Source organism: Achromobacter ruhlandii (assembly GCF_902859695.1).
In the GTDB taxonomy this organism is placed as follows: Bacteria; Pseudomonadota; Gammaproteobacteria; order Burkholderiales; family Burkholderiaceae_B; genus Achromobacter; species Achromobacter ruhlandii.
Genome location: NZ_CADIJL010000043.1, coordinates 1 through 16702 on the forward strand (window position 1 = coordinate 1; position 16702 = coordinate 16702).

At 68.3% G+C, this 16702-nt stretch carries 14 protein-coding genes and 1 pseudogene; 6 read left to right on the plus strand and 9 right to left on the minus strand.

Annotated elements, in window-relative coordinates; genetic code table 11:
• From HV742_RS28945 to HV742_RS28960, 4 genes and pseudogenes are all read left to right on the plus strand, one after another.
• Nucleotides 1–217 (plus strand): annotated as a pseudogene (locus HV742_RS28945) (DUF2345 domain-containing protein); the annotation flags it as partial.
• Nucleotides 210–1076 carry a DUF4123 domain-containing protein gene (locus HV742_RS28950; protein WP_175147032.1) on the plus strand — a complete coding sequence of 289 codons (867 nt, stop codon included), beginning with the start codon at nucleotides 210–212 and terminating at the stop codon, nucleotides 1074–1076. The pseudogene HV742_RS28945 and the gene HV742_RS28950, both read left to right, overlap by 8 nt.
• Nucleotides 1073–3232, plus strand: a complete 2160-nt coding sequence (locus HV742_RS28955) for a T6SS phospholipase effector Tle1-like catalytic domain-containing protein (protein ID WP_175147033.1) — start codon at nucleotides 1073–1075, stop codon at nucleotides 3230–3232. Before HV742_RS28950 ends, HV742_RS28955 begins: the two co-directional genes overlap by 4 nt.
• Nucleotides 3233–3240: 8 nt before the next feature.
• Nucleotides 3241–3816 carry a DUF3304 domain-containing protein gene (locus tag HV742_RS28960; protein WP_157810515.1) on the plus strand — a complete coding sequence of 192 codons (576 nt, stop codon included), beginning with the start codon at nucleotides 3241–3243 and terminating at the stop codon, nucleotides 3814–3816.
• On the opposite strand, the gene asd is transcribed toward HV742_RS28960, so the two are convergent.
• The 7 genes from asd to HV742_RS28995 form a co-directional block, all read right to left on the minus strand.
• On the minus strand, nucleotides 3813–4679 hold the full coding sequence (asd, locus tag HV742_RS28965) for an archaetidylserine decarboxylase (RefSeq protein ID WP_049073572.1): 867 nt from the start codon (nucleotides 4677–4679) through the stop codon (nucleotides 3813–3815). The genes HV742_RS28960 and asd overlap by 4 nt on opposite strands.
• A gap of 170 nt (nucleotides 4680–4849) precedes the next feature.
• Nucleotides 4850–5818, minus strand: coding sequence for a cupin domain-containing protein (locus HV742_RS28970; RefSeq protein ID WP_175147034.1), 969 nt, complete (start codon nucleotides 5816–5818; stop codon nucleotides 4850–4852).
• A 108-nt stretch (nucleotides 5819–5926) separates the two neighbouring features.
• Nucleotides 5927–7561 (minus strand): ATP-binding cassette domain-containing protein, encoded by a 1635-nt coding sequence (locus tag HV742_RS28975; RefSeq protein ID WP_054419566.1) that lies wholly within the window; start codon nucleotides 7559–7561, stop codon nucleotides 5927–5929.
• Between the two features lie 260 nt (nucleotides 7562–7821).
• The gene (locus tag HV742_RS28980; RefSeq protein ID WP_175147035.1) at nucleotides 7822–8706 is read right to left on the minus strand and encodes an HpcH/HpaI aldolase/citrate lyase family protein; all 885 of its coding nucleotides are present in this window, start codon (nucleotides 8704–8706) and stop codon (nucleotides 7822–7824) included.
• A gap of 10 nt (nucleotides 8707–8716) precedes the next feature.
• The gene (locus HV742_RS28985) at nucleotides 8717–9436 is read right to left on the minus strand and encodes a response regulator transcription factor (protein WP_175147036.1); all 720 of its coding nucleotides are present in this window, start codon (nucleotides 9434–9436) and stop codon (nucleotides 8717–8719) included.
• Nucleotides 9437–9814: 378 nt separating this feature from the next.
• Complete coding sequence (locus HV742_RS28990) at nucleotides 9815–10315, minus strand: hypothetical protein (RefSeq protein ID WP_049073577.1); 501 nt, start codon at nucleotides 10313–10315, stop codon at nucleotides 9815–9817.
• A gap of 127 nt (nucleotides 10316–10442) precedes the next feature.
• Nucleotides 10443–11045 carry a GNAT family N-acetyltransferase gene (locus HV742_RS28995; protein ID WP_049073578.1) on the minus strand — a complete coding sequence of 201 codons (603 nt, stop codon included), beginning with the start codon at nucleotides 11043–11045 and terminating at the stop codon, nucleotides 10443–10445.
• A 127-nt stretch (nucleotides 11046–11172) separates the two neighbouring features.
• On the opposite strand from HV742_RS28995, the gene HV742_RS29000 reads away from it, so the two are divergent.
• A complete protein-coding gene (locus HV742_RS29000) occupies nucleotides 11173–12408 on the plus strand; it encodes an NAD(P)/FAD-dependent oxidoreductase (RefSeq protein WP_068950138.1) in 1236 nt (411 codons plus the stop codon).
• Between the two features lie 64 nt (nucleotides 12409–12472).
• Here HV742_RS29000 and HV742_RS29005 read toward each other — a convergent pair whose 3' ends face one another.
• Nucleotides 12473–13600 carry a 3-deoxy-7-phosphoheptulonate synthase gene (locus HV742_RS29005; protein ID WP_049073580.1) on the minus strand — a complete coding sequence of 376 codons (1128 nt, stop codon included), beginning with the start codon at nucleotides 13598–13600 and terminating at the stop codon, nucleotides 12473–12475.
• Nucleotides 13601–13843: 243 nt separating this feature from the next.
• On the opposite strand from HV742_RS29005, the gene HV742_RS29010 reads away from it, so the two are divergent.
• Nucleotides 13844–15025 carry an EAL domain-containing response regulator gene (locus HV742_RS29010; protein ID WP_496350042.1) on the plus strand — a complete coding sequence of 394 codons (1182 nt, stop codon included), beginning with the start codon at nucleotides 13844–13846 and terminating at the stop codon, nucleotides 15023–15025.
• Nucleotides 15026–15050: 25 nt separating this feature from the next.
• On the opposite strand, the gene HV742_RS29015 is transcribed toward HV742_RS29010, so the two are convergent.
• Complete coding sequence (locus HV742_RS29015; RefSeq protein WP_254601292.1) at nucleotides 15051–16697, minus strand: mucoidy inhibitor MuiA family protein; 1647 nt, start codon at nucleotides 16695–16697, stop codon at nucleotides 15051–15053.
• Between the last annotated feature and the right edge of the window lie 5 nt (nucleotides 16698–16702).

Below are 16702 nucleotides of genomic sequence, written 5' to 3' on the forward strand. Positions count from 1 at the left end.
CCGCATCGCCACGGCGGCCGGCGCCAGCATCGTGCTCGAAGGCGGCAACATCACCGTCACCGCGCCGGGCCGCATCGACGTCAAGACCGGCAACAAGCAGTTCGCCGGGCCGGACCAGTTGCCTTATCCTTTCCCGCAGTTTCCGCAGAGCGTCTGCGTCAGTTGCGCGGTGGAAGCGGCCGCGGGCGGTTCCGCCATGACGGTGAAGAATGCTTGAGGATCGCGATACCTGGATCGATCCGGCCGCGCCCGAGGTGGCGCACGCCCTGTACGACGCGGCCTGGAACCACCCGGACGGGCCGCAGCGATATGTCTTGCTCGACGCGGTCTTCTCCGCGCGCCTGCCCGAACGGCTGGCGCGCTGGCTGGATGCGGATGACTACCGCTCGCTTTACGCCGGCCGCTACCAGGGCGAAGGCCTGGACCAGGTGGCGCCGTACCTGTTGCGGCTGCCCTGGGTGCCGGCGTTGCGCGCGCCGTTGTGCGACAAACTCTTGCAGCTGACGCGGGGCAAGCCGATGCTGAGCCTGCTGACCACGTCGGCGTCGTTCGACCAATTGGCGGATCACCTGGGTCGGCAGATCGAGGCGGTGAACGCCGAGGGCAAGGCATATCTGCTGCGTCTGGCCGACACACGCTCCTTCGCCGCACTCCTGGAAGTATTCGCCCCGGCGCAACGCCACCGCTTGCTGGCGGGCATCGAACGCTGGTCATACGTGGATCGCTCGGGCGCCTGGCGGGGGGTCGACGGTGATCAACGCTTCGATCCGGAGGCCGGCGCCGAGCCTTATGTGATCGCCGCGGACCAGCAGCGCCATCTGCAATGGCTGGCGCTGCCGGACGCCATCTTGCGCTTTGTGCAACTGCGCGCGCCGTTGTTCGGCGCGTTGACCTGCCCGCCATCGGCGGCGTACCAATGCATCCTGGAGGGCGTGCGGCGCCTGGCGCGCCGCGGGCTGGACAACGAAGCGCTGGCGTACCGCCATGGTTTCGCCCGGTTGCGGCGCCACGGCATGCTGGCGCCGGTCAGCACGCTACCGGCGCTTGCCGATTCCAGTACGGAGCTGTCCTCATGACCTTCAAATTCCGATTCGCCGGGCCTTGTCGTCCGATTCCCTCGGAGCTGGATTTCCGCGAACAACGCAAGGCCTGCCAGCGCATGGGTGAAAAGGCCGGCACCGATTGTTCGATCGAATTGTTTTTCGGCTTCTTCTTCGATGGCACGCGCAACAACATGTATATGTCGGAGAAGGCCGGCAATCACACGCAGACCAATGTGGCGCGCCTGTATTCCGTGTTCGACGACACGATCGATCCCAGCTACAGCGCGCGGCAACACCGTTTCCGTACCTATGTCGAAGGGGTGGGCACGCCTTGCGTCGAAAAGGTGGGCGACCCGGGCACGGGGGCCCATGCGCAGGCCGGCGCCGCCGCCGGCTGGGGAGGGGAAGCGCGCATCAACTGGGCCTTGCTGGAGTTCCAGAATAATCTGTATAGCCATTTCGTACCCAATAGGACGTTGACCGATGCGCTGGGCCAGCGCGCGACGACGCTGGTGCGGGAAATGAGCGCGGACATATCGTTGTCAGGCCTGCAGATCGAAGAGCTGGCGAAGGCGGCCAAGATCCCGCTGGCCGCGTATACCGGAATGAAGCCAGGCGATACGGCCGATGTGCTGGCCCGGCGCACGCAAGGTTTCGTGGATACCCTTTTGCGGGTGCGCAAGGTCAACAACACCGAACCGAAGGACGTGGCCCGCTACACGGTGCTGTCAAGGCGCAACCGGGATCTGCGGACGCTGCTGACCGGCTACCTGGACACCAATCCGAAGATCGAGCGCATTCGGGTCTCCATCTTCGGCTTTTCGCGAGGCGCGGCCGAGGCGCGGGTGTTCGCCAACTGGCTCAAGGACGCCTGCGATCCACCGGAGGGCATATCGTTCTATTCCCCCCGCGGCGATGGCGTGCTGCGCCTGGCGGGCATCAAGGTGGACCTTGATTTCATGGGAATTTTCGACACGGTCGCGTCCGCCGGCATCGCGCAGAGCGTGAGCGAGCAGGTGTGGGACGGACACGGCGCCTGGGCGCGCAAGAAGGACATGGAGATCCCCAACGCAGTATCGCGCTGCGTCCATATGGTCGGCGCGCACGAGGTGCGCGGGTCCTTTCCGCTGGATCTGATCGATGGGGCGAACTACGAGGAAATCGTCTACCCGGGCGTGCACTCGGACGTCGGCGGCGGCTACAAGCCGGGGGAGCAAGGACGCGGCACCAAGGACAGCGACAAGCTGTCTCAGATTCCATTGTGCGATATGTATCGAGAGGCGGTGCAGGCGGGTGTTCCGTTGCGGCTGCACCTTGCCCCCGCCGAATTCCAAAGCCAATTCCAGGTGTCGGCCGAACTGCGGGCGGCTTTTAATGCCTACGTGGAGGCAACCCGCGAAATTTCACTGAAGCAGACATCTTCCACGCGCATCCTGTACAACCACTATGTGCAGTATTTGCGCTGGCGGCGTCTGCGCGCCGAGCGCGGTCCCGAGTGGATCGGCGCCACGCCCAGCGCGCTGCGGGCCAGGGCAAACTACCCGCAGGACTACGAAGACCTGGTAAGGGCCAATGATGAACTCCTGCTGGAAGTTCGCAAGCTGACCATGGACAATGCCTTGGAGCGCGCCACGACGCCGATGACCATGTCCGCTCCGGGTGGCGAAGGGGCCCGCATTTATGACGGCATCATGATGATGCTGCGGGGGAACAAGGAGAAGATGTGGCTCGAGCAGCTTCGCACGGTCTGGAACCTGCCGGGCAGGCCCGCCGCCGCGGTAATCGATTTGCTGGATAACTTCGTGCATGATTCCCGGGCCTGGTTCAAGCCACTGGGCAAGGACGATGATGTCTGGATCGCGATTCAACAGGACCGTATCAAGCAGCTGGAAAAGCGCGAGAAAGAGGCGGAAGAATATGTCGCCATCGGCCGGCCGGACCTGGCCCTGATCGCGCGGCCCAACAAACAGGAACAGGCCGAATTGGCGCGCTACCGTGCCAATGCGAATGATCTGGTGCTGCAATCGGACGGGCGGGAGTTCTATTGGCAGTGGGGCTATCTGCGTTGGCGGTCGGTCTACGCCAATCCCCAGGTGCGGGCACAACGCGAAGCGCAGAAGGAACGCGAGGAAACGCAGCGGGCCTTGCAGAACATGCCAATGAATTTCAACGCCTTGCCCCGGTTTTAGCCATGCGAATGTCAACGAATCCGCGCTCCGGCCTGTTCATGCTTGCTGACCGGCTTCGATCAGGCGGCCGCCTGATCCTGGGTCTTTTTCTGCTGGCCCCGTTGCTGGCGGCCACTTGCGCAAGGGCCCACGCCGAGCCCATTCCCGAGACGCTGGGTGTGCGGCTCGGTATCATCAATTACCTGAGTGAAGGCGTGGCGCCCGTGTATATCAATCAAGGCTGGGCCGCCGGCGTCCGGGGGCACGCCTACACGTCGGGCACCTGCTGCGTGTCAATCCCTACGCAGTGGAAGCCGGGCATGACGATGCGGGTTGAATGGCGCACGGACACCATGTTTGAGCGCGGTGAGAAGCAGATGATCAGCCGCGATGCGCCCATCCTGCCTTTCGAGCCATTCCACGACGGCTACATCTGGGCGGTGTTCCTGCCCGGCGGCGAAGTGTATCTGCAACCGTCCGCGGCGCGCCCGGGCGCCGAAGGGTTCCTGCAGGGGTTGCCGCCGCCTGGCCAGGAGACAGCGGCCGATCTGCGGCGCTTCGTCGAAAAGAACCCGCCGCAACCGGCCGTGGCGCCGCCGCGCTAGCCGCGTGGCAACGCCAGCAATTCGCCCATGCGCACCGGGCCGCGCACCGAGGGCGTATCGGCCCAGCGCACCTTGCCCGGGCCAAACAGCACGATGGCGGTCGAGCCCAGCTTGAAGCGGCCCATCTCGGCGCCCTTGGCGAGCTGGATCGGCGCGCGCGCCGCGTCGTCGTAGCGCACGGCCTTGACGCGCCGCTTGTACGGCGTGACCAGCCCGGCCCAGACGGTTTCGATCGAGGCGACGATCATGGCGCCGACCAGCACCAGGGCCATGGGGCCGTGCTCGGTGTCGAAAATGCAGACCACGCGTTCGTTGCGGGCGAACAGGCGCGGCACGTTGCGCGCCGTCAGCGGATTGACCGAGAACAGGCGGCCCGGCACGTGGATCATTTCGCGCAATGTGCCTGCCACCGGCATGTGCACACGGTGGTAGTCCTTGGGCGACAGGTAGATGGTGGCGAATTCGCCGCCCTGGAACGGCGCGGCGCGCTCGCTGTCGCCGCCCAGCAGGTCGGCCAGGCCATAGCTGTGGCCCTTGGCCTGGAAGATGCGGCCATGCTCGATGGCGCCCATCTGGCTGATGGCGCCGTCCGCCGGGCACAGCACGCCGCCGGGTTCATCGTCCAGCGGCCGGGCGTCCGGCTTGAGGGCGCGGGTGAAAAAATCGTTGAAGCAATCATAGGCCAGCGCGTCTTCCTGCTCGGCTTCGCGCATGTCCACGCCATACTTGCGCACGAAGCGCGAGATCATCCAGTTCTTGACCGCGGGTTCCCGGCAGTCCGAGGCGTATCCGAAGAAACGCGACACCAGGTGATGCGGCGCAAGGTACTGGCTGGCGAGGAAAAGTTGGTCTTTGATCGGCATCTAGGAGCGCTAAAAAACGCGTCCCGCCTGCAGCGGGACGTGGTTGGAGGTTGTCGCGCCCGGGGTGCCGTTGAAGGTGGCGTCGAAGATCGCGCCCGGACGTGCAATTCGCGGGATTGTAACGCGTCCGGCCGCCAATGGACCACGGCGCCGACCGCTATCTTGCCCCGCTAGGCGCGCGCCCGGGCCGGCGGGTCGGCAATGGCGGCGGGCGCGCCTGCCGGCGCGGCGCCATGGCGCCGATACGTGCCCGGCCCAACCCCGAAGTGCTGCTTGAAGGCGCGGGCAAAGGCGGCCTCCGATTGGTAGCCGATGCCGGCGGCAACGCGCGCCACGGATTCCTTCAGCCGCTCCAGCTGGCGCGCCGCATGCTCCATGCGAATCGCGGTCAGCAGACGCAGCGGTGTCAGGCCGCTGGCGCGCACGAACTGGCGGGCGAAGGTCGCGCGCGACAAATGGCAGCGTTGGGCCAGCGTCGCCAGTGTCCACGGTTCGCAGGGGGACCGCAGCATGGATTGCACGGCCGGCGCCAGCCTGGGATCGGCCATCAGCGCCAGCAGGCCGCGCGTCTGCCGGCCGTCGTGCACCAGCGCGCGCAGCACCAGCGTGAAGAGGGCGGTCGATAGCTGGTTGATGATGGCCGCGCCGCCCAGCCGGGGCTGTCCGGCCTCGGCCCGCATCAGCGCCAGCAGCGCGGCCAGCGCGGTGTTGTCGCCCAGGGTGGCGGCGCGCAGCACCATCGCCTGCGGCAGCGCCATCAGCAGCAGGCTGCCGGCGCGGCCCAGCGTGAACACGCCGCACAGCATTTCCAGGCCCGGACCCGCGCCCTCCTGGGTCAGTTCGGTCAGGACGCCGTTGTGGCGGATGTCGGGCGGCGCGGCGGCGGTCGGCGCGCGCTCGTCGATGCCGCGCAGCAGGTGCGAGGCGCCGTGCGGCAGCAGCAGGATGTCGCCGGTCCGCAGCGCCAGTTCGTCGCGGCCGACGCGGGCCACGCCTTCGCCTTGCAGAATGACGTGATAAGGCACGTGGCCGGCCGGCGCCTGCGGATGATCGGCGCGCCAACGGCCGCCGTAGCGGCACAGCAGGTCCACCGTGCCCGCGGGTTCGACGGCCGACAGAAGCTGGCTGAGACTGTCCATGGGCTCCCAGGGAAGGAGGGCGGGCCGCCCGCAAGGGCCGCCCCACTGAGCGCCGCCGCCGGCGCGGCGGGACATGCCTGAGATTCTATGCCGGTTCGGCGCGCGCGGTCAGGCCGCGGCCTTGGCCGACAGCTTGGTCTTGTAGAGCCAGTCCTTGTAGTCGTCCAGGTCGCCGTCGAACGGACTGAAGCGGCCGTCGGCCACGATGATGAACTGGTCGGTGGTGGCGCGCAGCAGGTGGCGGTCGTGCGACACCAGCACCAGCGTGCCTTCGAACTGCGCCAGCGCGGTGGTCAGCGCCTCGCGGGTTTCCAGGTCCAGGTGGTTGGTGGGCTCGTCCAGCAGCAGCAGGTTGGGGCGCTGCCAGACGATCAGCGCCAGCGCCAGGCGCGCTTTCTCGCCGCCCGAGAACGGCGCGATCGAACTGGTGGCCATGGCGCCGTTGAAATTGAAGCTGCCCAGGAAATTGCGCAGTTCCTGCTCGCGCACCGTGGGCGCGATCTTGGTCATGTGCCACAGCGGCGATTCGTCATGGCGCAGCATCTCGACCTGGTGCTGGGCGAAGTAGCCGATCGACAGACCCTTGTTGAACTGCGTCTCGCCCGCCAGCGATTGCAGCTCGCCGGCGATGGTCTTGATGAAGGTCGACTTGCCGGCGCCGTTGATGCCCAGCAGGCCCAGGCGCTGGCCCGCCTGCAGCGAGAAGTCGATGCCCGACACGATGATCTTGTCGGACGTGACGCCACTATCCTCGTCGGTGTTGCGGTAGCCGGCGCTGACCTTGTCCATCGTCAGGAGCGGATTGGGCGCGCGCAGCGGTTCGCGGAATTCGAACGAGAACTCGGCGGCGGCGCGCAGCGGCGCCACTTCTTCCATGCGGGCCAGCGCCTTGATGCGGCTCTGCGCCTGGCGCGCCTTGCTGGCCTGGGCCTTGAAGCGGTCGATGAACGACTGCAGGTGCGCGCGCTGGCGCATCTGCTTTTCCATCATGCCCTGCGCCAGTTCCAGCTGGGCGGCGCGCTGGCGCTCGAACGACGAGTAGTTGCCCGAGTAGCGCTTGAGCTTGCGCTCGTCGATGTGGACGATGACGTTGACCACGCCGTCCAGGAAGTCGCGGTCGTGCGAGATCACGATGAGCGTGCCCGGATAGCGCTTGAGCCAGTCTTCCAGCCAGATGATGGCGTCCAGATCCAGGTGGTTGGTGGGTTCGTCCAGCAGCAGCAGGTCGGACGGGCACATCAGGGCCTGGGCCAGGTTCAGGCGCATGCGCCAGCCGCCCGAGAAACTGGTCAGCGGCAGCTGCATCTGCGCCTGCGTGAAGCCCAGGCCGGTCAGCAGCTGTTCGGCGCGCGAATGCACGGTGTAGGCGTCGGCGTCGGCCAGCGCGGCGTAGATGTCGGCCATGCGCAGGCCGTTCTCGGCGCTCTCGGGCTCCGCTTCCAGCGCGGCCAGTTCGGCTTCGAGCTTGCGCAGCGTGACATCGCCGTCAATGGCGTACTCGATGGCGGGGCGGTCCAGGGCCGGCGTTTCCTGCGCCACGTAAGCCATGCGCCAGCTGGCGGGATAGTCCAGGTCGCCCTGGTCGGCGTGCAGCGTGCCGCGCAGCAGGCCGAACAGGCTCGACTTGCCGGCGCCATTGGCGCCGATCAGGCCGATCTTGTCGCCGGGGTTCAGCAGCAGGTCGACCTTGTCGAACAAGGGCTTGACGCCGCGCATGAGTGAAACTTGTTGGAAGCGGATCATGAATCGTGTGGCTGGGGTGGCGCGACAGGGGCGCGCGAAGGGATGCGCGACGTACGCGCGACAAGGCTCCCGCCACAGGTTGCGGCCAAAAAAGAGGAACCGGAGAGGCGACGCGCCGGCGGCGCGACACGCGGACCGCGCCGGGCGCGGCAGGCGGATGGGGCGGATGCCCAACCGATCGCGGCCGCTATTGTAGCTGGACGCGCGCGTCACTGCCCGCCTCGCGCCGCGATCCGGCCGGCGTCCGCGCGCGGCGACGTTCAGCCGGGGGCCGATCGCGCCGCGATGGCGGCGGCCAGCGCCAGCAGGCGCTCGGCCTCGCGCGCGTGCAGGTTTTCGACCAGCGCGCCATCCACCACGGCCACGCCCTGGCCGGCCGCCTGCGCCTCGCGCCAGGCGTCCAGGCGCTTGCGCGCGCTGGCCAGTTCGCTTTCGGTGGGCGCGAAGGCCGCGTTGGCGGCGGCGATCTGCCTGGGGTGGATCAGTGTCTTGCCGTCGAAGCCCTGGTCGCGTCCCTGGCGGCAGGCGGCGGCAAGGCCGGCCTCGTCGTCCAGGTCCAGGTGTACGCCGTCCAGCACCGCCAGGCCGTGGGCGCGCGCCGCCAGCACCGCCATCGAGCGCGCCAGCAGGGTTTCGTGGCGCTCGGGCGTGTGGCGCGCGTGCAGGTCCTTGACCAGATCGGAGGTGCCTACCACGATGGCGGCCAGCCGCGGATGACCGCCGGCGATGGCGTCCAGCCGCAGAAAGCCCAGCGGCGTTTCGGCCATCGCCCACAAGGGCAGCGCGGCGGGCGCGCCGGCCGCGTCCAGCGCCCGCGCCAGCGATTCGAGCTCGGCCGCGGACTGCACCTTGGGCAGCAGCACCGCGTCGGCGCCCGCGCGCGCGATGGCGCGCACGTCGTCCAGGCCCCAGGCAGTGTCCAGCGCGTTGATGCGCACCACGCATTCGCGCCCGCCATAGCCGCCGGCGCGCAGCGCCGCCGCCACCTGATCGCGCGCCAGCGCCTTGGCATCGGGCGCGACGGCGTCTTCCAGGTCGAGGATCAGCGTGTCGGCATCGAGGCCACGGGCCTTGTCGAGCGCGCGCGCGTTGGCGCCGGGTATGTAGAGGACGGAACGGCGAGGACGGGGAACGGTCAGGGCCATGGCAATCGGTTCAATGCTTGGTGTTGCCGACGATCTGCACTGGCATGGTGCAGACGTAGCCGACACCATAGACGGTGCGGATGCCCATGTCGCCGCCGGCTTGCGCGCGCAGCTTGCGGCGCAGGCGGTGCATGTGGGCATCCAGCCGATGGGTGTCGTAGGCCTCGGCGCTGGCCCCCAGGGCCTCGACCAGCCGGCCGCGCGACAAGGGCAGCGGCGCGGCCTGGACCAGCGCGCCGATCAGGCGGCTTTCGGTATCGGTGATGTCCACCTGGATGCGTTTGGGCGACACCAGCAGGCGGCGGGCGGGATCGAAGCGCCAGATTTCCGCCGCCGGCGCGGCCGGATCGGCGGCCGGCACGACGCGCAGGCGCCGCGACAGCGCCACCAGGGTCGCGCCCAGTTCGGCCAGGTTGACTGGCTTGGTCAGGTAGTGGTCGGCGCCCAGGCTCAATCCGGATACCTTGTCTTCGCTCAAGAGGCGGCCGGTGAGCATGATGATGCCCATCGAGGGGTAGGTGGTGCGCAGGTGCGAGACCCGCGCCAGGCCGTCGCCATCGGGCAGCATGGCGTCCAGCACGAGGATGCCGGGCGTGACGTTGAGCAGCAGTTGATCCAGTTCGGACAGCGAGCCGGCTGTGAGGATGGCCTCGCCCAGGCCGAGGTCATGGATGAATTCGGCAATGGTGTCGCGCCAGTCCCCGTGATCGTCGACGATGATGATGGTCACGGGGCCGGACGAGCTGGCGGTTGCGCGCGAGGCGCTCCAAGGGCAAACACGCTTTCCGCTCCTTTCATGCTAAGGCTTCTTATTGGTGTGGAGGAGTCCGCCTGGCGCAAGCGCGGGGCCGGACGCTGCATCCGCAGTGTGATCCCCTCGCGGCGCTTTCGCGGAGAATATCATTATCGCCGTTGCGGCGGCGCGGCAATGCGTGATGCCAGGAAATCGGCCAGCCGCTCCGCGGGTGACGGATGGCGGCCTGATCAAAAATTGATCAGCCTCTGTCATGGCGCCACGAAGGCCAGCAATCGTGTGTCTGCCGATTTCTTATCCACAGAAACTGTGGATAAGAAATTGCTTCGAAAGTTGTGCACCGTTTGCCGGATATCAGGGCGCCGGCGCGGTCTCCAAATACTCCACCGGCACGCCCGGCGGCACCTTGCGCACGCGGTCGCGCTCGATGCGGGGCGGGGCGAAGCGCGTCTTGCGCGCTGCCGCGTTCTGCAACAGCACCGACAGCACCGCGCCCTTGTCCTGGATCCATTGGCTCTTGCCCCGCAGCAGCTTCATCGCGTTCTCGGCGGTTCCCAACTTGTAGGAGATGGCGTTGATCTGGACCGAGTTCTTGCCATTGAAAGCGGACTCGTCCTGCTCGGTGATCGCCGCGGCATCAAGGTTGCTGCTTTCGTGGTCGACGCGATAGATGAACTTGATGCCGCTGAAGGGATCCTGCGCCACGACGAGCTTGTCGGAGCCCGACACGTCCGACAGCATGCCGATGACCGGCGATTCGACCAGTTGGTTGCCCCGTTGTTCTTCGGTGTAGATGAAGATGCTGGGGCGCTTGTGCCCGACCGGCGCGGGCGGGGCGAGGGGAGAACGATCCATACCTGACTTGAAATGAGCGGGGCGGGCCGATGGCGGGCTTGCCCCGGATACCGCATTAACGGCCTCCAGTTGCGGGAACTTGAGCGCCGGCCATGATGAAAACAAAAAGAACGAACGCCGCGCCGGATCAGGGCGCGCGCCGCAGCCGCGCCAGCAGGCGCGCCTTGGCGGTGGGCCAATCCTCGTCGAGGATGGCGAAATAGACCATGTCGCGGGTGCGTCCGGACTGCGCGATCAAGTGTTTGCGGAACACGCCTTCCTCGACGCCGCCGATGCGGAGAATGGCCTGGCGCGATTGCAGATTGGCCGCCTCCGTCTTGAACACGACTCGCATGATACCAATTGTTTCAAAGGCGTGCTGCAATAAAAGGAATTTCGCCTCGGTGTTGGCGCCGCTGCGCTGGCTGGCGGGGGTGAGCCAGGTGGCGCCGATCTCCAGCCGCCTGTGTGCCAACGCGATATCCATATAACGCGTGGTGCCGATTACCTGGCCGTCATCGCGCCGCACGATGGCAAAGGGCAGGCAGGCGCCCGCCGCCTGGCCGGCCAGCGCGCGCTCGACATAGCGGCGCATGTCGTCGGCGCTGTCGACCGGCTCGGGTTGCAGCCGCCACAGTTCGGGATGCAGGCCGACCTCGGCCAGCGGGCCGGCGTGGGCCGCCGACAAGGGTTCCAGGCGTACGATCGCGCCTTCCAGGGTGACGGGTTGCAGGGGGGCGAGGGCAGGCATGGGACGAGGCTCCGCGAGTGCGCCGCGGTCGGGCGCGGGCCGCCATCGGCCGGCCTTGGGCGCCGACAGATTCTACGCCCGCCTCGGGTGCTTGCCGAACCCGATCCGCGGGCGCAGAATGCGGCGCATGAAAACAGACGTGGTCGTCCTGGGCGCGGGCATCATCGGGGTGAGCGCGGCGCTGCACCTGCAGGCGCGCGGGCGCTCGGTGACGCTGCTGGACCGGCGCGGCCCGGGCGAGGAAACCAGCTACGGCAACGCCGGGCTGATCGAACGCGCCAGCGTCATTCCCTATGCCTTTCCGCGCGATTGGCGCAGCCTGTTGCGCTACGCCGGCAACCGCGCCCCGGACGTGCGCTACCACCCGCGCTTCCTGCCGCGCATCGCGCCGTGGTTGTTGCGCTATTGGTGGCATTCGGCGCCTTCGCGCCTGGCGCGCGCGGCCGCCGCCATGTTGCCGCTGATCGAGCGCAGCGTGGCGGAACACGACGCGCTCAAGGACGCCGCCGGCATCGGCCACCTGTTCCGCCGCAACGGCTGGATCGACGGCATGCGCAGCCAGCAGAGCCTGGACCGCGCCGCGGCCGACGCCGCCGCGCTGGGGGATTATGGATTGGACTACCAGGTGCTGGACCGCCAGGCGCTGGCGGCCCTGGAACCGTCGCTGTCGCCGCGCCTGGTGGGCGCGATCCACTGGCGCGATCCGGTCAACGTGTCGGATCCGGGCGCGGTGGCGCGCGGCTACGCGGCGCTGTTCCAGCGGCGTGGCGGCACGCTGGCGCGGGGCGATGCGCGCAGCCTCGAGGCGGTGGCCGGCGGCTGGCGCGTGCGCGGCGTGACCGGGCCGATCGAGGCGCGCGAGGCGGTGGTGGCGTTGGGGCCGTGGTCGCCCGACGTGCTGCGGCCGCTGGGCTACCGCGTGCCGATGGCGGTCAAGCGCGGCTACCACCAGCATTTCGCGCTGGAGGACGGCGCGGCGTTGTCGCGGCCGGTGGCCGATATCGACAGCGGTTTCGTGGTGTCGCCCATGACGCTGGGCCTGCGCCTGACCACGGGCGCCGAGTTCGCCGCGCGCGACGCGCCGCCATCGCCGGTGCAGGTGGCGCGCACGCGAGCGCTTGCCGGGCAGTTGCTGCCACTGGGCGCGGCGGTCGAGAGAACGCCGTGGATGGGCTGCCGGCCGTGCATGCCGGACATGCGTCCCGTGATCGGCCCGGCGCCGCGCCATCCCGGCCTGTGGCTGGCTTTTGGCCACGCGCATCATGGCTTCACGCTGGGGCCGGTGACGGGCAGGCTGCTGGCCTGCCTGGTGACGGGAGAGACGCCGGACATGGATCCGGCGCCTTATGCGCTGAACCGCTAGCTGAACCGCCGGGGAGCGGTGCGCGCCGGCGTCCCGGGCAGGCGGCCGGCGGCGGGGAACGGCATCAGGCGCCGTTCCTGGCGCGGCGCTGGCGCACCGCCTGGGCCAGCATGTCGAGCACCGGCAGGGTCTGGGCCCAGCCCAGGCAGGCGTCGGTGATCGACACGCCATGGCGCAGCGGCTGGCCGGGTTTGAGGTCCTGGCGGCCTTCTTCGAGATGGCTCTCGATCATCACGCCGGTGATGCGCGTGTCGCCCTGGGACAACTGGGCGGCGATGTCGCGCGCCACGTCGACCTGGCGCAGGTGCGATTTGTTGGAGTTGGCGTGCGAGCAGTCGATCATGACCTGCTCGCGCTGGCCGGCGGCGCGCAGCACCGCGCAACAGGCGTCGACGCTGGCCGCGTCGTAGTTGGGGCCTTGCTTGCCGCCGCGCAGGATCACGTGGGTGTCCGCATTGCCGCGGGTTTCGAAGATGGCGGCCATGCCCATCTTGGTCATGCCCATGAAGGCGTGCCTGGCGCTGGCGGCGACGATGGCGTCGGCCGCGATCTGCACGCCGCCGTCGGTGCCGTTCTTGAAACCCAGCGGGCAGCTCAGGCCGGAGCTGAGCTGGCGGTGGCTGGGGCTTTCGGTGGTGCGCGCGCCGATGGCGCCCCAGGCGATCAGGTCGGCGATGTACTGCGGGCTGAGCAGGTCGAGGAATTCGGTGGCGATCGGCAGGCCCAGGCCGCTGATGTCCAGCAGCAGTTCGCGGGCGCGGCGCAGGCCTTCGTTGATGCGGAAGCTGCCGTCCAGGCGCGGGTCGTTGATGTAGCCCTTCCAGCCCACGGTGGTGCGCGGCTTCTCGAAATACACGCGCATCACGATCAGCAGGTCGTCGCGGTACTGGTCGGCGGCGGCGCGCAGCTGGCGCGCGTATTCCATGGCCTGGCCATGGTCGTGGATGGAGCAGGGGCCGACCACCAGCACCAGGCGGTCGTCGCGGCCATGCAGCACGTCGGCGATGCGGGCGCGGCTGTCTTCGACCAGCGTCTGGATCTCGGCCGAGACGGGCAGTTCGTCCTGCAGCAGGGCGGGCGAAATCAGGGGCCGCACCGCGCTGATGCGGGTATCGTCCGTGCGGGTGTTGTCCTGGGTGGCGTCGGCCGCGCCGACCTCGCGGTCGTGCAGGGGATCGTCAATGCGGGTCAAGGGAAGCTCCGTGCCATGGATTCGGGAAAGACCGCCATTATCGCACCGGCGCGCCTCGTCCGTCCGGGCGATGTCCCCCGGGCCCTAGGCCGATCGGCGGCAGCCCCGCCGAAATCGGGCCTAGCCCGTCCTGGGTGGCGTACAGTCGGGGGAACATGCCTTAGCATTGAGCTACATGCCGACACCCCGAGGACGCGCACGATGCCCAAAACCGATGCCGGTGCCAGTCGACGGATCCTTCTCGTGGAAGACCACCCCGTGGAACGGGCCTACCTGCAGAACCTGCTGCTGGCGCTGGGCTACCGGCGGGTGGCGGGCGTGGGCAGCAGCACCGAGGCGGTGGGCGCGCTGGCGCGTCAATCCTATGACGTGGTGATCAGCGACATTGTCATGGGCGAGGGCGACGGCACCCGCCTGCCCAACGAATTGCGCCAGATGGTGGACGCCGGCCGCCTCAAGCGCATGCCGCCCATCATCTGGATCAGCAGCCTTTCCGATGAACTGCTGCAGTCGCACGTGCGGCTGGCGTTGCAGGGCGGCTGCCCGTCGGCGCAGGCCCTGTCCAAGCCGGTGTCGCGCTCGGCCATGCAGCATGCCATCAAGGCGGCCCTGCACAGCCTGGACGACGACACGGCCTCGCCGCGCCAGACGGTCGTGCGGCGCGACGAAATCGAGGCCGTACTCGGCCATGCGCTGACGTCGGGCGAGGGCATGAGCGTGGTCCTGCAACCGCAGGTGGACCTGGACTCGCGGCGCGCGGTGGCGGCCGAGGCGCTGTCGCGTTGGCATCATCCGAAGCTGGGCGCCATCCCCGCCGTCGATTTCGTCCCGGCGGCGCATCGGCTGGGCATGGACCAGATTCTGTTCAACCGCGTCGCGGATTGTGTGATCGAAGTCCAGGTGCGCATGCATGCGGAGGGCATCGCGGTCCCGATCGCCATCAACGCGTCGGCCTCGACGCTGTGCGCGCCCGGCCTGCCGGGCGACCTGGAGCAGCGCGTGGCCCGGGCCGGCCTGCCGGCGCGCCTGGTCAAAGTGGAGCTGACCGAGGACGAGCCGGTGACCGACTGGCTGGCCTTGTCGTCGGCGCTGAACCTGTTGCGGGTGCGGGGATTCGAGCTGGCCATGGACGACTTCGGCGCGGGCATCGCCTCGATGCGCCTGTTCTCGGCGATGCCGTTCACCGAGTTGAAGATCGACCGCGATTTCATCGTCCACATGCATCGCGAGCCGGCGTCGCGCGCGGTGGTGGCCGCGGCCATCGAAATGGGCCGCGCGCTGGGCCGGCGCGTGGTGGCCGAAGGGGTCGAGCAGGAACGCGATATCCAGCTGCTGCGCGAGCTGGGGTGCACCGTGGCGCAAGGCTACGGCATCTCGATGCCGCTATCGCCGGACGAGTTCATCGCCTTCTGCCGCCGGCAGTGAGGCCAGCCGGCGGCAGGGCGATGCGTCAGATGCCGGACACGTCGATATTGCCCGGATAGTCGATCGAGAACTTCAGCACCACGTCGCGCGACTTGCCGGGTTCCATGTCCCAATTCCAGACCAGCACGCCGTCATCCTCGCGCTTGATGTCGCGCTCGGCGGGCGACAGCAGCTTGACCTCGATCTTCTCGTTGCGCGAGATCGGCAGGCGGTCCTTGAAGGTGACCTGCTCCTTGGTGGTCTTGTTGTTCTTGACGGTGATCTTGTACTCGTAGGTCACGCGCTTGCCGTTGCCGGAGAAGCCGGTGCTTTCGGTAAAGCGATTGACCAGCTGGCGCTTGATCGAGATGCCGTCGTCCGCGCCCAGCGCCAGTTCGAGTTTTTCGCCGGGCATCACCGTCTTCATGGAAGAGGCGGCGACGAAGGCGTCATCCAGGAAGGTGTTGAGCGTGCCCGCCAGGAACGGGTAGTCGGTGCCGTTGCTGGCCAGGGCGGTCAGGAAAGCGGCCTCGCGCAGCGCCGGCGTCGATTGGTATTGCAGCGTGGCGGGCAGCTTGGCGGTGGTGATGGCGACGCGCTGCGCGCTGTTGTCCGACGGCAGCGTGGCCGGCGCGCGGATCTGGAACGAAGCGCTGGTGGCCTCGGCCTGCACGGCGGCGGTCGATTCCTTCACGTCCTCCAGCGCATACGCCGCGTCGCCGGCTGCCATTTCGGCGCTGGCTTTCGGGCTCATGCGCACACGCGAATCGCTGCGTGCGACCGGCGCTGGCGCCGCTGCCGGCATCGGCATGATGGGTGACGGCGGGGCCGCCACGTCGATGATCCACGGAGTCAGCTTGGGCGCGCCGCCGCCCAGGGCCGGGCGTGCGGTCGACAGCGTCAGCTTGACGTTGTTCCAGTCCTCGCCGCTGTTCTGGCGGATGACGCCGAAGTAGCCCAGGTCGACGCTGCGATCGGCGGGGCGCAGGCGCGCGTCGTAGGCGGGCGTCCAGCGCGCCCCGGCCACCGCGTACGAAACGTTCAGGTCGAGCTTGCCGGCGCGCGCCAGGTTGACGCGCAGCGTCACGGTCTTGGTGCGGCGATTGATCTGGCCCTGCAACCGGCCCAATTCGCCCTGCGCGGCCGACAACTGGCGCTCCAGGTCCTCGCGCTGCTCGGCGACATGCCGCAGGCCGGCCAGCACGCGGCTGAGCGTGTCGGCGCTGAGCGACTGGATCGCCTTCAGTTCTTCCAGCGTCGGGCGCGGGCCGTCCTTGGCCGGTTCGGTGGCGCCTCGCTGCATCATCGCCACCAGTTCGCGCTGGTTGTCCAGCACCGCCGCCTCGTCCTCGAGCGCGGATTGCTGGCCTTGGAGCTTGCGGATCTGTTCTTCCAGCTGCTTGACGCGGTCGTTGGCCGTATCGGCCTGGAAAGCGTCGCGCACCCGCACGTCCAGCAAGGTGGCCTGGCCGCTGCTTTTGGCCGAGACCTGCAGCGAGTTCTCCTGCAGGCTGGCCGGCAGCTTTTCCAGCACCAGTTCGTGCTCGCCGGCCGCCAGTTCGCTGCTGGCGGCGCGGGTGACCACGGCGCGATCCTGGTAGACCGTGACGGCGTTGATGGAGGAGGCCAGTCCGGCGGCCGCGGCCAGACCGGGAAGCGTGGCGATGGCCACAGCCAGGAGAGTACGTTGCACGTGTG